We start from the raw sequence: 15,623 nt of genomic DNA, 5'->3' as shown, positions 1-15,623 counted from the left end.
GGCGGCTCTGCCCTGTGAAATAACGCCAATTAAATTTCACAGGGGTGAATATCCTTCCGGGTTGTTGCTTTATTTAATAACATATTGTCTATCGCTTATCTGAATAATTTTTAAACCTGTCAGTTTTTCCAAATATTCAAATACTTCCACACGCTCTTTTGTAACATCCAGTTTCCCTGAAACCTGTATAACTCCTTTGAAAGGATCGTCAAACTGAAACCGGATATTGTAGTATCTCTCCAGTTTCTTTACTATGCGGTTGAGGTCCGTATTAGAGAAACTAAACAAACCTTCGGTCCAAAGGGTATAATGTTCCACGTTCACCTGTTGTGTTCGTGTTTCCTGATTTTTTTTATTGAAATAAGCAAGATATCCGGGGCTCAACCGGATTCCCTTTTCGAACAAAGTGGCATTGACCCGTTTTATTTCCACACTTCCTTCAGCCAAAACAGTCTGCACAGAATAATCTTCAGGATAAGCCGATACATTAAACCGTGTACCCAGCACCTGCACTTTAACATCAGATGTTTTTACAACAAATGGCTGCTTTTCATTTTCCTGCACATCGAAAAATGCTTCTCCTACTAAGAATACCTCACGTGTATTATCTACAAACCGGGAAGGGTAAATTAAACGGCTACCAGCGTTAAGCCATACTTTTGTACCATCGCCGAGAATAACGACTGATCGGTTACCATACGGTATCACTAATGTATTCATTTCAGGAGAGGCATTTTTATCTTCTTCGCTTATAATAGTCTGTTCCTCGTTCAGGATAATATCTCCCTCTTTTGAATATTCCAGTTGAGATTCACCGCGGTTAAGGGCAATTTGCTCCCTGTCACCCAAAATTAATACGGGTTCCTGTACCTGGGCAGGCAGCACAGAATTGTCTACAATAATTTGTGGCTGCCTGCTTTCCATGTACAGGTAAACTAAACTACCACCTATGCTTAAAAATAAAATGGCAATCGCAACATAACGAATCATATTCCGGAGTGTCCTGGTTCTACCTCTTTTTCGGTCAGTCTGCTCCAGCATCCTCACAATACGTTTTGCCAGCGCCTTTTTCTCTGCTTCTGTCAGTATTTTCTCTTCATACTTGAGATGTATCTCAATTTGTATTTTTAACTCGGTGATTTTTTCTGCATCGTCCGGATTTTTGTCGAGGAAATGATTCCAGTATGCATTTATTTCGGGAGAAGGATGAAATACCCACTTGAAAAATAATGGGTTCTCAATTATCCGATTATAAATATTCATTAGTTCTAAATTCAAATTTGATGTCGTTGATTTAACTGAATCGGGTATAAGAGGAGCGAGGACAAAAAAAGGGACAATTATTTTTTATGTTGTAAAACATGTTTTTCAAAAATCCTCTCTTTGATTTTGCTCAAATTTGAACTAAATTTGTTGAAAATGAAACAAAAACAGAAAATAAACAAACAAGAAAAAAAAATATGAAACGGGTGGTAATTGTGAGGCATGCCAAAGCTGTACCTTACGGATATGAAGACGACTTTAACCGCGATCTGCGCGATCGGGGTAAAAACGATGCAAAACGGGTTAGTCATGAATTAAAAAATCTGGGTATTGAATCTGATTTAATGATTTCCAGCCCGGCGAAGCGTGCTTTGAAAACGGCGCGGATTTTTGCAGAAAACCTGGGCTACAGTGAAAATAAAATCAGACAAGAGCCAAACATTTACCACGGCCTTACCACCGCCGATTTTTTGGAATTAATACAATCGCTCCCAGAAGAAGCTGAAACGGTTTTCTTTTTCGGGCACAATCCCGGTTTTCACTATTTTGTACAAAACCTTTTACGCCACTACAATCTGGACATGCCCACTTGTGTATCCGTAGGTATAAATTTCAATGTGGATCAGTGGCAAGAAGTAGAAGCCCGTACGGGTGAACTGGGATTTAGGTTCACCCCTAAAATGTTTAAGTAAAATTTTTCCTCTCTTTTACAATTTATTTATCAATAAAAAGTTTAACCTTAAATTGGTTTGTTAGTTTTGTGCCGATGATAAAAAGGTTACTCATTTTTATACTTTTGATTGTTGCCGGAATACCTGCTTTTTCCCAAAGCAACAACGCTACACTGAGAGGAGTTGTTCGTGACCAGAACGGACAACCGCTTGATATGGTAAACATTGGGCTGAAGGATTACCCGTTAGGTACCAGTTCGAACCGGGAAGGAAAATTTCTGCTGCGAATTCCTGCTGAAAAAAAACTGCTGATTGTATTTTCCTCTCTCGGATACAAAACGTTTACAGATACCCTCCGAGCAAAGGCAGAGGAAAACATAATACTGGAAGTAAATATGCCTGCCACAGATTTGAAGCTGGCAGAAGTAATAGTAACTGAACAGCGCCGAAACGGAGGCAATGTAACCCGCATCGATCCGAGATTTATGGAAGTCATGCCTGATGCGGCTACCGGCGGAGTGGAAGCGCTCATAAAAACATTACCGGGAGTATCGACTAACAATGAATTAAGTTCGCAATATACCGTGCGTGGAGGGAATTTCGATGAAAACATGGTGTATGTAAACGACATTGAAATTTACAGGCCCTTCCTCATCCGGGCTGGTCAGCAGGAAGGTTTGAGCTTTATCAACAGCGACATGGTTTCCACTATCGACTTTTCGGCAGGAGGTTTTGACGCACGTTACGGCGACAAGATGTCGTCAGTGCTTGATATAAAATACCGTAAACCAAGTATTTTCAGAGGATCTGCATCTATGAGCCTGTTGGGGGGCACTGCCCACTTTGAAGATGTGGCACTGAAAGGAAGGTTGGCACATATCTCAGGCATTCGTTACAAAACCAACCGCTACATGTTGGGAGGCCTCGACGAAAAAGGGGAATACAATCCGCAGTTTGTGGATTTTCAAACTTACATAACGTATCGTTTTTCGGAAAATTTCGACCTTTCTTTTCTGGGAAATGCAACTAAAAACGAATACAATTTTATTCCACAAACACGCCAAACGACATTCGGAACCTGGGAGATGCCACTCAACGCCACCATTTACTTTGATGGACAGGAAATCGACGATTTCAAAACTTATCTCGGGGCACTTTCAGCCAACTACCATCCCAATCTGAATCTCAATCTAAAATTTATTCTTTCGGCTTTTAATACATCAGAACAAGAAACTTACGACATACAGGGGCAATATTACCTGAACCAGTTGGAGCGGAATATGTCATCAGATCAATTTGGTGATAGTGTGCTGAACCTGGGAGTGGGCACTTTTTTAAATCATGCACGCAATAACCTCGATGCCACCGTTTACAGCTTTTCACACAGGGGAGCATTTAACTCTGAAAAACATCTGGTTAACTGGGGATTTAAATTTCAGCACGAACGTTTTGAAGACAAAATAAATGAGTGGATCTACCGCGATTCCACGGGGTACTCACTCCCCTATTCTGATACCGAGGTTTTGCTATATTACACGCTCAATGCCCGGAATAAAGTTAGCTCCAACCGTATAACCGGTTATTTTCAGGATACCTGGAGTGTACCTGTAAATAGCGGCGATTTGTACCTTACCAGCGGTCTGCGATTTAACTTTTGGGATTTTAATAATGAATTGATTGTAAGTCCTCGTTTTTCTGTTAGTTATTATCCGGAATGGCAGCGTAAAATTTCATTCAGCCTTTCGGGCGGAATGTACCACCAGTCCCCCTTTTTTAAGGAGCTAAAAAACAGCGATGGCTCAGTAAATTACAATGTAAAAGCCCAGCGGTCGTACCAGGTTGTGGCCGGAGCCGACTACCTGTTTTCGGCCTGGGATCGTCCGTTCCGGTTTACCACCGAGGCATATTACAAACGAATGGACAGGCTCATCCCTTACAAAGTGGACAATGTGCAGATCCGTTACCTGGGAGAACAAGAAGCTGTGGGGTACGCCACCGGCATTGATATGAAGGTAAACGGTGAATTTGTCAGCGGTGTTCAGTCGTGGGCAAGTCTTTCTCTCATGAAAACCAAAGAAGACATTGCCGGTGACGGGCATGGTTATATCCCGCGCCCCACCGACCAATGGATGAATTTCAGCCTGTTTTTCCAGGATTACCTTCCGGGAAACCCATCTTATAAAATGCAATTATCCGGATTTTACGGTGCCCGCCTGCCCACCGGCCCGCCTAAATCGGAACGTTACCAGGATGTATTCCGGATGCCTCCCTACCGGCGTATTGATCTGGGTATTTCAAAGGTCATTATTCATCCTTCGAAACCGGTTCAACACAATTTATTCCGGCACATTAATGACATGTGGGTCAGTCTTGAAATTTTTAACTTACTGAATATCAATAATACCATTTCTTATTTTTGGGTTTCAAGTATTTACGGGGACCAGTTTGCCGTTCCCAATTACCTTACCGACCGGAAGTTTAACCTCAAGTTGACAGTGAAATTTTGATCAAAGGATGTGACAGAGTTTTTAAAGCTTCAGATTGGGTGTGTATGAGTATAAAGTCCGTTAAACTCATAATACAATACCTTCTTTTTCAACATTTTTATAAAAAGGAGTAAAACTACGTCTCATCCATTCTGTTTTCGTATAGAGTTTTACAGAAAAAATTACATCCTCTTGCCAACCCAATTCATAAATGGGATATGAAATTAAATCATAATCAGAAGACTCTATTTTTTGTTTGTTAAGGATTACCAAAATATCCCAATCCGAGTCACTTTGAGCATCACCTCTTGCACGTGAACCGTATAAAAGAATCCTTGCATCGGGTGCAATTGTTTTTAGGATATCTTTTGCTCTATTTAATATCTTTTTTTCTTTTTGCTTCACTGTGCCCTATTTACAGGTTCAAAATTAAATAAATATACCCGAAGTTACGTAAATAATCGTATTATATTGTACGGTAATATCCAAATACTTACCTTAACAAAACTGTAAATCAGTAAAAAATCAGAAACATAACAATCTCTCCATTTAGCCATTTTACTATTTTTCAATTTTCCCTTTCTTCTTTCAGAATAATTATCTTTGTTTCATGGCTGGTTTTTTGGATCAGGACATAAAATTTTTGCCCGGCGTGGGGCCTAAACGAGCCGAATTGCTGGCGAAAGAGCTAAAGATTAAAACTTTCGGCGACCTGATTTATTATTTCCCATACAAATACATTGACCGGACCCGATTTTATAACATTTCCGAAATTCACGCGCAAATGCCGTATATCCAGGTAAAAGGTAAAATCCGCTCGATGGAAACTGTGGGGGCCGGACGCAAGCAACGCCTCACTGCCCGGTTTTATGACAGTACAGGAAGCATCGAACTGATATGGTTCCAGAGCGTGAAATGGCAAAAGGAAAACCTGGTGTTAAACAAAGAGTACACTGTTTTCGGAAAACCTTCGGAATTTAACGGGCGCATTAACGTGGTACACCCTGAAATGGAAACCGAAGAGGATAAGCAGCTAAAGCCGTCGGGGTTATTTCAGGCATACTACGTGACCTCCGAAAGCATGAAGAAAAAATACCTGCATTCAAAAACAATCAACAAATTTCAACTCACCCTTATTCATCTGGCCAAAGGGAAAATTGGGGAAACCCTTCCGGCCCCGCTTATCAAACGGTTAAAGCTTGTTTCGTTGGAGGAAGCATTAACTACCATCCACAAACCCGAGAGCATTACCGACCTGAAAAATGCCCGGTTCAGGCTGAAATTTGAAGAACTTTTCATCATTCAGTTGAAAATTCTGGCACTGAAACACAATCGTGAAAACAAGTTCAAAGGATTTCGATTCGAAAAAGTAGGATTCAATTTCAACCGTTTTTATAAAGATTTTCTCCCATTTGAACTGACTGGTGCCCAGAAGAAAGTGCTGAAAGAAATCAGACGTGACGTAAACCGCAACATACAAATGAACCGGTTACTGCAAGGCGACGTAGGAAGCGGCAAAACGCTGGTGGCGCTGATGACCATGCTTTTGGCAATGGATAATGGTTTCCAGAGTTGCCTGATGGCGCCCACTGAAATTTTGGCGCAGCAACATTTTCAGTCCATCTCCAATTTTATGGAAGGAATGAACGTGGAAGTGGGCCTGCTTACCGGATCCACCAAAGCCAAAGTACGGAAAGTATTGCATGAGGCGCTGGAGTCCGGAAAAATGCAGATTCTGATAGGTACACACGCCCTTATTGAAGATGTGGTAAACTTTAAAAACCTGGGACTGGTAGTAATTGACGAACAACACCGGTTTGGCGTAGCGCAGCGGGCCCGGTTGTGGCAGAAAAACGAGCTCATCCCGCCACATGTTTTGGTGATGACCGCTACTCCTATTCCGCGTACCCTTGCCATGACGGTTTACGGCGATTTGGATGTGTCGGTCATAGATGAACTGCCACCGGGAAGAAAACCCATTGAGACGCACCATTTTTTTGAAAACAGAAGAAAACAGGTCAATAATTTTTTACAACAACAGTTAGAAAAAGGACGTCAAATCTATATTGTTTATCCGCTAATCACCGAATCAGAAAAGATGGACCTGAAAAATCTGGAGGAAGGCTTCCGGCATATATCCGAAGCTTTTCCCCATATTAAAGTGGGGATGGTTCACGGCCGCCTGAAACCCGCTGAAAAAGAAAAAGCCATGCAGCAATTCAAGCAGGGGGAAACGCGAATTATGGTAGCCACAACAGTAATAGAGGTCGGTGTGGATGTCCCAAATGCTTCGGTGATGGTTATTGAAAGCGCCGAACGGTTCGGGTTATCGCAGCTGCACCAGTTACGTGGACGTGTGGGCCGGGGCGCTGAACAGTCGTACTGCATTTTAATGTCGTCATACAAAATCAGCAGTGAGAGCAGTAAAAGGCTGTCAACAATGGTGCGCACCAACGACGGTTTTGAGATTGCCGAAGTGGACATGAAACTGCGCGGGCCGGGCGATTTGGAAGGGACACAGCAAAGCGGCATGGGCTTCGACCTGAAAATTGCCAACCTGGGAAAAGATGGAGAAATACTGAAAATGGCGCGGAGTATTGCCTCAGATATCCTATCTGTCGACCCATTTTTGCAGAAGGAAGAAAATAGTCTGTTGCTCAAAAACATCCAATCGACCAAACAAAACGAATTTGATTGGAGTTCCATTAGCTAAAACACCCGGATCAATTTTGATTCCTGCCAAGATCTCTTTATTTTAGCTCCCTATCCTATGCTCAAATTGAGAATGAAAAAGACGAAAAAAAAATCAAACAAAAAAACGGGGCAACCCCACGCAGATTCTGCAAAAAAATGGTTCAGGGGCGGATTGTTTCTGGTCATTTTTACATTCCTCCTTTTCTCTCCGTCGCTAAAATATGAATTCGTCAACTGGGACGACGATGTGAATATTTATGAAAACAGTAATGTGGTTCGTTTCGACGTTAAAGGCATCTTTTCCGATCATGTTATCGGAAATTACAATCCACTCTCCACGCTAACCTTTGCCATCGAATACCGTTTTGCCGGGGAATCCCCCTGGCTATACCACCTGAACAACCTGTTGCTTCATATATTTTGCACCTTACTGGTTTTTATGTTAATGCGAAAAATGGGGCTTTCGTTTCTGGTCGCCTTCCTGGTTGCCCTTCTTTTTGGAATCCATCCCATGCGAACGGAATCGGTTGTTTGGATAACCGAACGAAAAGACGTGCTGTTTGGGGCCTTTTACCTGTTGTCCCTCATTTTTTATACCGATTATGTCAGACAAAAAAAAGGCTGGCTCTTTGTGTTGTCACTCGGCATGTTCACTCTTTCCCTGCTGGCTAAAATACAGGCGGTAGCTCTTGCTCCCACCCTGCTCCTTATGGATTACTGGTTTTCGCGCCATTTGGACAGAAAACTCATTCTGGAGAAAATCCCATTCTTTTTACTGGCATTGGCCACAGGAATAGTGGGCATTTGGTTTTTGCGTCAGCAGGGTTCGCTCGATGCTGGCTCATCCTTCCCTATTCTGCAGCGGCTGTTTATTGGCAGCTACTCATTTGTTGTTTATTCGCTTAAAGCCTTTGTCCCCTGGGAAATGTCGGCTATTTATCCATATCCTGAAAAAATATCAGCCTTATTTTACCTGAGTATGGTTCCCGCACTAGCTATAATATCCATACCATTTATAAAATTCAGGTCGAACAAGATTCTCACTTACGGCATCCTTTTTTTTCTGTTTAACATTGTATTTCTGTTGCAGGTAGTTGGCGCCGGACAAGGTTTTCTGGCTGACCGGTTTACATATATTCCCTATGTCGGATTGTTTTTAATTGTGGCAAAAACAACAGAAATTGTAACAGATAAGATGCACAGGCAGCGTGCATTCATCTATTCTGTTTTGACTGGTTACCTGATTTTGTTGTCGTTTGGCACCTACAGCCGCACAAAAGTCTGGCAAAACAGTGAAACACTCTGGACAGACGTAATTGAAAAATACCCGGATACACCTTTGCCTTACAATAATCTGGGGCATTATTTACGTAGACAAAATCAACCGGAAAGAGCCTTGGAAAATTATAACAAAGCCATTCAACTGAAACCTGACAAAAGTAAAACATATAACAACAGGGGTAAAATCTATTTTGACAGGGGCGATATTGATAAAGCGCTGGCTGATTACAACAAGGCCATTGAACTGGAACCGAACTTTGCCAATGCGCTTGCCAATCGCGGTTCTGTTTACGGCGTGAAGCAGGAATGGGAAAAAGCGCTGAATGATTTCAACAAAGCACTTGAACTGGATCCCCTGAATTCCAGTGCACTTTCAAACCGTGCCTTTGTATGGTTTCAGCAAAAAGAATATCACAAATCGATAGCAGATTTCAGCAAATACCTTTCGGTTAAACCCAACGACCCGGATGTGATAAACACCATCGGGTTATGTCATCTTTACTTAAATGAATATGAAAAAGCGCTGACCGAATTTAACCGGTCAATTCAGCTCGATGCTACAAAAGGCGCCTTTTTCCTTAATCGTTCCCTGGCCCTGAATGCCATGAATGATAAAAAAAATGCACTCCTGGATGCTCAAAGAGCGGAACAACTTGGATTTAAAGTAAATGCAGGATACCTTAATCACTTAAAACAATAAAAAAAATGGAGAAGATTACATTGCCCGGAACAGATGTAAAAATTACACCACTCACTTTTGGCGCGTGGGCTATTGGAGGCTGGTTCTGGGGAGGAGCAGAAGAAAAAGAGTCAATTCAGGCCATCGAATGCGCGATTGAAAACGGAATGACAACGATTGACACAGCGCCGATTTACGGATTTGGACAAAGTGAAGAATTTGTAGGTAAAGCAATAAAAGGAAAGCGCGACAAGGTAGAAATCCTTACCAAATTCGGGTTACGCTGGGATATTGTTTCGAATAACCTGCACATCGAAAAAACCACAGATAACCAGGGCAATGAATTATCCGTTTACAGAACAGGAAGAAAAGAAAGCGTTATCAAAGAATGCGAAAACTCGTTAAGAAGGCTGGGAACGGACTATATCGACCTTTTCCAACAACACTGGCCAGACACTGATACACCGGTGGAAGAAACCATGGAAGCGCTTGAGATTCTCAAAACCCAGGGGAAAATTCGAGCCGGCGGAGTAAGCAATTTTACAACAGAGCAAATGGAAGAGGCAGAAAAACATTTCAGTCTGGCTTCAAATCAGGTACCCTACAGTATGGTTTTTCGTAATATTGAAAAGGATTTGGTACCATACTGTATTGACAATAACAAAGCGATTATTGTGTACAGTCCGTTGCAACGGGGTATCTTAACCGGAAAAATTACACCCGATTATCCTTTTGAGCCGGGCGACCACCGACCTAAAACGCCATTCTATAAAGAACCCAATATTACAAATATCAATCAGTTTTTGAACGAAATAAAACCCATTGCCGAAGAGAAAAATGCCACACTCGCACAACTCGTTATCCGGTGGACCCTTTATCAGCCCGGTATTACCTGTTTACTTGTTGGCGCCAGAAATGAAAAACAGGTAACCGAAAACATCGGGGCAGCCGCACTCACAATTTCCGAAGACGAAATGAAAATAATCAATTCGAAACTAAACAACCTCAGTTTAAAATTGTAATTATATAGTAATCTAGTGTAGCAAACGAATATATGTCCCATAAAAACAAAGCGATATGAAAAAAAAGGATTTCACCCGCAGGGATTTTATCAAAACAACCAGTGCCGCCACGGCAGGCGCTATTTTAGTCCCCACAACAGGTTCCTATTCCGCATCTCCTTATGATGCGAAAGGATTACCCACAACAATGCTCGGGAAAACCGGAGTACGCATACCCCGGCTTATCTTGGGATTGGGTAGCCGTTTTATGGCAGTAGAAGAGGAAAAAGGGCTGGAAATATTGGAAACCGGCCTCAACAAAGGACTCTACTACTGGGATACCGCCGCATTGTATAAAAATGATCATGAATTCAGTGAAGAGCGTATAGGAAAGATTTTGAAATCGGTACGCCAAAAGGTTTTCCTTGCCACAAAAGTAGGCGAACGAAAGGCAGATGATGCCAAACGTACCATTGAAACCAGTTTAAAAAGACTTCAAACGGATTACATTGATTTATTTCAGGTTCACAGTGTTACCACGGAAGAAGAAGTAAAACAATTTGGAGCGGCCGACGGAGTGCTTCCTGTTTTGAAGAAGTACCAGGAAGAAGGCGTTATCCGGCACATTGGTTTTACCGGCCACACTTCGGCTTCAGCAATGAAACTGGCTGCTGAGATGTACGATTTCGACACCATGCTTATTGCCCTGAACCATCAGAAAGAAGGCCAGTCGTTTGAGGAACAACCGGTTCCGGTTGCAGCAAAAAAAGGAATGGGCGTTCTGGCAATGAAGGTCATCCGGCCAAGAGAAACTGTAAACGGGCTGGAGCCCCGGGACCTGGTGAAATATGCGCTGACTTTAAAAGATATTACAGCTGCGGTAATTGGCACCGACAGCCTGGATGTAATGAATGAAAACATTGCAATCCTCAAATCATTCAAGCCGCTTAGCAATGAGCGAATGAAAGAATTACGGGCTTCGCTTGATCCGTTTTACCGGAGTAAAGATTTACCCTGGATGCAACCCGGTTATCACGATGGAATGCATTGGGCATAAAAATAGAAAGGGATAAAAAAAGGGCAGCCAATTAATATTTGACTGCCCTCTTTTTTATTCAACCGACCGGAGCCAGGCTTCGGCCATAAGTTGCGCCCCCGCCATGGATGGATGAACACCATCACCCGTCCAGTAAGTAGGAGGAGCATGTTTTATCGCTTCGTCGAAAACTTCCTGGAAAGGAACCCAAATGGCATCGAATTCATCGGCCATTTTCTTTGCAGATTTTTGGTACCCTTTCATGGGTTTAACCCATGTTTCATCCACTGCCGAAGTGTTTAAAACGGCAAACGGCTGACAGATTACCAATTTTACATCGGGAAGATTTTCTTTAGTACGCTGAAGCAAAGCACGGTAATCATTTTCATAAATTTCTACGGTGCCGTCATATTTACCCGCTCTTTTATGCCAGTAATCGTTTACCCCAATTAAAATACTAAGTACGTCTGGTTTCAAACCGAGACAATCTTTTTGCCATCGGTCAGCTAACTGAAACACCTTGTTTCCACTGATTCCCCTGTTATAGATGGTAAGATTTTTTTCCGGAAGGGCATTCATCAAAAATGATGCGGCAAGAAAAGCATAGCCTGAGCCAAATGACTGCGGATTGTTTGGTAACTCCTTTTCTTTTTCCCGCCTGGCATCGGTAATCGAATCTCCCTGGAAAAGAACGGTTCCTTCTTTTTCAAAAAGGGAAAATTTGTTGTTTTTCTTTTCAGGTGCAATACTAGCAGATACAATAGCTGGAATACTTGCCAAACCGGCAACACCTGCTACCGATCGGCCAAAAAATTTTCTTCTGGACAGATTCATCTGGTACTAATTTGATTTTTTATCATATTGTCAATTAATCTAGGTCGAACGGGCTAGAATGGAAGGTCTCCTTCCGGCCCTTCGGCAGGTTCTGGCGGGATGTCTTCTGGTCTGAATTCAGGAGGCGCTTCCTGCAACACTCCTTCTCCTGAAACTTTATCCATTTTCCAGGCATTGATATTGTGATACCATTTCCCTTTAAATTCTCTTGATTCGAGATTGAACGACACTTCCACGTCTTCGCCTTCGCTTATCCCTTCCAGCAATGAAAGTTTATCATTAAAGAGAGTGAAGCACACTTTCTTTGGAAACTGCTCTTCGGTTTCAATTACAAACTCCTGTTTTTTCCACTCTTTACCTGCACGACTGACCCCGGATTCGGGATTCAGTATTTGTTGTATCTTTCCTTTTAACTGTAAACTCATGAGAGCTAAAATAAAAAAAGAAACCCTTTGTAGGAAGAACAACAAAGGGTTTTTATCCAAAAAATATTATTTTCCTATTCTTCAACTATTTCGAGAAGCTCCACTTCAAAAACCAACGTGCTGTTCGGGCCAATATCGCCGCCTGCGCCACGTTCGCCATATCCCAGATCAGAAGGAATATAAACTTTCCATTTCGATCCAACAGACATCAGTTGCAAAGCTTCAGTCCACCCCGGAATCACTTGTCCTACACCAAATACAGCCGGTTCACCACGATCAACAGAACTATCGAAAACAGTACCGTCAATCAATGTTCCATGATAATGAACCCGTACGCGGTCTTCGGCCGTCGGTTTTGCCCCGGTGCCTTCATTTATCACTTCATACTGAAGTCCGCTGGCAGTGGTATTAACTCCCTCACGGCTTTTGTTTTCTTCCAGGAAAGCATTCCCTTCTTCCAGGTTTTTCTGACTTTCCTTTTCCCCAGCTTGTTCGAAATAGGAACGGATTACCTGGTCTGCTTCTTCTACGGTCATTTCACCTTCCTGCTCTAACGCAGCTATACTAAAGGCAGCTACCATAGCTTCTACATTAATATCTCCCCCACCCGGGGCATTTTCAATTTGTTGCTTGTTGTTATTTCCTACCAAAATACCAATGGCATAACCAGCCGAATCAGCTGCCGTTTCGAGCTTTACTTTTTTAACTGACCCCGATTGCTGACAACTCATACCAACAATTAATAGCAGAATGGCCGGTAAATAGATAACACTGTTTCTCATAATTAAATATATTTAAACGATTTCCAATAATTCAACATCGAACACGAGGGTGGAATTAGGCCCGATAACACTACCGGCTCCCTGTTCTCCATAGCCAAGATCGGGCGGAACAAAAAGCCGCCATTTTGAACCGACAGGCATCAACTGTAAGGCTTCCACCCATCCGCGAATAACCCCGTTAACAGGGAAAACAGCAGGGTTTCCACGTTCAACCGAACTATCAAAAACAGTTCCGTCTATCAGGCTTCCATGATAATGACATTTTACCTGGTCAGTAAGGGTAGGCAGGTCACCTTCGCCCTCGTTTAATACTTTGTACTGTAAACCGCTGGGAAGCTCAACCACACCATCTTCAGAACGATTCTGAAACAAAAAATCCAACCCGTTCTTCAAATTTTCATTGGCGGCTTCCTGCTCAGCTTTTCCCATAAAACTTTCCAAAATTTTGTTGGCTTCGTCGGGCAATAACTGAGGCATCTCCCCCAAATACGTGTCATTAACTGCTTTTAGAAATGCTTCCGGATTAATGTTTTTTACTCCAGACTTTATAAGATTTGAAGCAACACTCATTCCCAGGGCATAACTGAACCGTTCCAATTCACCGGTCAATTTTTCTTCTGCCATGACTGTTTTTTTTCTTGATTAAAGGTTGCGAAGATAATTTAATTTTTTGGCAATTAAATTCCAGATGCCGTTTTTATTCCCCTGAGCATCTCTTTTTTCCCGGGAGGTCCCGGTAGTCTTTCCACTGTGAAACCAACTTCTGTCAATTGCCTGCGTACCATCCCTTTGGCGCTGTATGTAACAAAAACCCCACCGGGAGACATCAGTTGGGATAGGTGAAGAAAATTAGGGAGAGACCACATTTCAGGCTGTTTATCGGGGCCAAAAGCATCAAAATAAATAATATCACAGTGTTGTGGTATTTGCCATTCATTACCGGTAAAGTCGGCTTTTAATTTGAGTAATGTAAACCAGGGAGTGAGTTGTACCGGGACATCCCACACACATTCATGGATTGAAGAAAACAATTCCCGGCCTTTCCCCTGAATAAACCGGCCATAATCGAGTTTTTTTATTGTCTCAGATGATAGTGGATATTTTTCGATGGCAATATAAAAAACGGAACGTTGATCTTTCTCTGCCAAATCTGCCGTCAGCAAACAATTTAATCCTGTTCCAAACCCGACCTCAAAAATGACGGGATTGGGAGCGGAATGAAAACGATAGCCCATTTCAATAAAAACATGCTTTGATTCAGTAACCGCACCGTTTAAGGAATGGTATTGCTCATTCATTTCCGGCAAATAAAGGGTACCTGATCCGTCTGCTGTATTTCTGTATTCCGGATTCATTATCCTAAAAAAGCTGTCATATTAAAATTAGATATATCTCTTTTTACCATGTATAGCGACGCAAAGATAGAAGAACAAAAAACAATTTTCGGGCTATTTTATTTTTTCATTTTCAAATTTAATTGCCTAACTTTGTATTTCAAAGTACTTTTAAAATGAAAACAACTGAAAATTATTTAGCCGAAATAAAAGAGATCCGGAAAATGATGGAAGAATCCAGCCGTTTTCTATCGCTGAGTGGTTTATCGGGAATTTTAATCGGTATTTATGCCTTGGCGGGCGCCTTTTTCGCTTATCGTATTATTTACCTTTCGTCTCCGGTATATTTATCCGGAGAGCATGTTGCACAACCTGTAACAAGGCTGTTAATTATCGCGGGAGTGGTTTTATTGTCGGCATTTGTTACAACCATCTGGCTGACCTTCCGCAGGGCAAAAAAGATGAATAAAAAAATCTGGAATCCCGGCTCACGGTTAATGCTACTCAACCTTTCTATCCCATTGTTAAGCGGCGGAATCTTTATTCTGGTTTTTATTTTCAGGGAAATGTACAGTATTATTTCACCGGCCTGCCTGATTTTTTACGGTCTGGCCCTGGTAAATGCAGCCAAATTCACCCGGCAGGAAATTTTTTACATGGGAATTCTTCAGATTACACTGGGGATACTTGCAGCCCTTTTTCCCGCAGTCGGATTACTGTTTTGGGCGCTCGGATTTGGAGTCATTCATATCATCTACGGTGCGTTAATGTATTTCAGGTACGAACACCGTACAAAAACTGACACGCTGTGAAAAACCTGTTTCAACATCTCGATAAGGCTTTTGACAATAAAACCAGGCTTGGCGTCATGTCCGTTTTATCGGTAAACCCGCGTGCATCCTTCAACCATCTCAAAGAAATGCTTGAGGTTACAGACGGGAACCTTGCCAGTCATCTCAAATCACTGGAAAAGGCAGGATATATTGCGGTAATTAAAAGTTTTAACAACAGAAAACCCAATACAAGCTACGAAATGACAGAAAAAGGGAAGGCGGCATTTGACCGTCACCTTCAAGCCTTGGAGGATATTCTGAAACAACTGTAATTTTTTTTTCTTTTTATACTTTGAAATTCAAA

Annotated in this window: 15 protein-coding genes; 8 read left to right on the top strand and 7 right to left on the bottom strand. The window is 42.1% G+C overall.

Features of this window, described 5'->3' with window-relative positions; genetic code table 11:
- Nucleotides 1-69: 69 nt before the first annotated feature.
- Nucleotides 70-1,263, bottom strand: a complete 1,194-nt coding sequence (locus D1164_RS21050) for a FecR family protein (RefSeq protein ID WP_119351884.1) — start codon at nt 1,261-1,263, stop codon at nt 70-72.
- 197 nt (nt 1,264-1,460) lie between these two features.
- Here D1164_RS21050 and D1164_RS21045 point away from each other — a divergent pair, with 197 nt between their 5' ends.
- Both D1164_RS21045 and D1164_RS21040 read left to right on the top strand, forming a co-directional pair.
- Entirely contained in the window at nt 1,461-1,955 is a 495-nt protein-coding gene (locus D1164_RS21045) for a SixA phosphatase family protein (RefSeq protein ID WP_119351883.1), read from the top strand.
- A gap of 74 nt (nt 1,956-2,029) precedes the next feature.
- Nucleotides 2,030-4,441 carry a TonB-dependent receptor gene (locus D1164_RS21040; RefSeq protein ID WP_119351882.1) on the top strand — a complete coding sequence of 804 codons (2,412 nt, stop codon included), beginning with the start codon at nt 2,030-2,032 and terminating at the stop codon, nt 4,439-4,441.
- Nucleotides 4,442-4,507: 66 nt separating this feature from the next.
- On the opposite strand, the gene D1164_RS21035 is transcribed toward D1164_RS21040, so the two are convergent.
- Entirely contained in the window at nt 4,508-4,825 is a 318-nt protein-coding gene (locus D1164_RS21035) for a nucleotidyltransferase domain-containing protein (protein ID WP_119351881.1), read from the bottom strand.
- A 205-nt stretch (nt 4,826-5,030) separates the two neighbouring features.
- Between D1164_RS21035 and recG the strand changes: the two genes are divergently transcribed.
- The 4 genes from recG to D1164_RS21015 all read left to right on the top strand — a co-directional run bounded on the left by recG (nt 5,031) and on the right by D1164_RS21015 (nt 11,132).
- Nucleotides 5,031-7,133 carry an ATP-dependent DNA helicase RecG gene (gene recG / locus D1164_RS21030; RefSeq protein WP_119351880.1) on the top strand — a complete coding sequence of 701 codons (2,103 nt, stop codon included), beginning with the start codon at nt 5,031-5,033 and terminating at the stop codon, nt 7,131-7,133.
- A 72-nt stretch (nt 7,134-7,205) separates the two neighbouring features.
- Nucleotides 7,206-9,095 carry a tetratricopeptide repeat protein gene (locus D1164_RS21025; protein ID WP_172594567.1) on the top strand — a complete coding sequence of 630 codons (1,890 nt, stop codon included), beginning with the start codon at nt 7,206-7,208 and terminating at the stop codon, nt 9,093-9,095.
- Between the two features lie 5 nt (nt 9,096-9,100).
- The gene (locus tag D1164_RS21020) at nt 9,101-10,096 is read left to right on the top strand and encodes an aldo/keto reductase (RefSeq protein WP_119351878.1); all 996 of its coding nucleotides are present in this window, start codon (nt 9,101-9,103) and stop codon (nt 10,094-10,096) included.
- A gap of 55 nt (nt 10,097-10,151) precedes the next feature.
- Nucleotides 10,152-11,132, top strand: coding sequence for an aldo/keto reductase (locus D1164_RS21015; RefSeq protein ID WP_119351877.1), 981 nt, complete (start codon nt 10,152-10,154; stop codon nt 11,130-11,132).
- A 54-nt stretch (nt 11,133-11,186) separates the two neighbouring features.
- Here the strand turns inward: D1164_RS21015 and D1164_RS21010 are convergent, their stop codons facing one another.
- From D1164_RS21010 to mnmD, 5 genes are all read right to left on the bottom strand, one after another.
- Nucleotides 11,187-11,945: an SGNH/GDSL hydrolase family protein gene (locus D1164_RS21010; RefSeq protein WP_119351876.1), complete on the bottom strand. Its 759-nt coding sequence runs from the start codon at nt 11,943-11,945 to the stop codon at nt 11,187-11,189.
- A 53-nt stretch (nt 11,946-11,998) separates the two neighbouring features.
- Nucleotides 11,999-12,370, bottom strand: coding sequence for a DUF3127 domain-containing protein (locus D1164_RS21005; RefSeq protein WP_119351875.1), 372 nt, complete (start codon nt 12,368-12,370; stop codon nt 11,999-12,001).
- 74 nt (nt 12,371-12,444) lie between these two features.
- On the bottom strand, nt 12,445-13,152 hold the full coding sequence (locus tag D1164_RS21000) for an FKBP-type peptidyl-prolyl cis-trans isomerase (RefSeq protein ID WP_119351874.1): 708 nt from the start codon (nt 13,150-13,152) through the stop codon (nt 12,445-12,447).
- A gap of 12 nt (nt 13,153-13,164) precedes the next feature.
- Nucleotides 13,165-13,776: an FKBP-type peptidyl-prolyl cis-trans isomerase gene (locus D1164_RS20995; protein ID WP_119351873.1), complete on the bottom strand. Its 612-nt coding sequence runs from the start codon at nt 13,774-13,776 to the stop codon at nt 13,165-13,167.
- A gap of 53 nt (nt 13,777-13,829) precedes the next feature.
- The gene (gene mnmD / locus D1164_RS20990; RefSeq protein WP_119351872.1) at nt 13,830-14,507 is read right to left on the bottom strand and encodes a tRNA (5-methylaminomethyl-2-thiouridine)(34)-methyltransferase MnmD; all 678 of its coding nucleotides are present in this window, start codon (nt 14,505-14,507) and stop codon (nt 13,830-13,832) included.
- A gap of 155 nt (nt 14,508-14,662) precedes the next feature.
- On the opposite strand from mnmD, the gene D1164_RS20985 reads away from it, so the two are divergent.
- Both D1164_RS20985 and D1164_RS20980 read left to right on the top strand, forming a co-directional pair.
- Nucleotides 14,663-15,298 (top strand): hypothetical protein, encoded by a 636-nt coding sequence (locus tag D1164_RS20985; protein WP_119351871.1) that lies wholly within the window; start codon nt 14,663-14,665, stop codon nt 15,296-15,298.
- Complete coding sequence (locus D1164_RS20980) at nt 15,295-15,591, top strand: winged helix-turn-helix domain-containing protein (protein WP_119351870.1); 297 nt, start codon at nt 15,295-15,297, stop codon at nt 15,589-15,591. The genes D1164_RS20985 and D1164_RS20980 overlap by 4 nt, the downstream gene beginning before the upstream one ends.
- Nucleotides 15,592-15,623: the final 32 nt, after the last annotated feature.

It is taken from the genome of Mariniphaga sediminis, from assembly GCF_003573545.1.
Taxonomy (GTDB): domain Bacteria; phylum Bacteroidota; class Bacteroidia; order Bacteroidales; family Prolixibacteraceae; genus Mariniphaga; species Mariniphaga sediminis.
The sequence above is the reverse complement of the archived record's forward strand: the minus strand, read 5'-3'. Positions and strand labels throughout refer to the sequence as shown.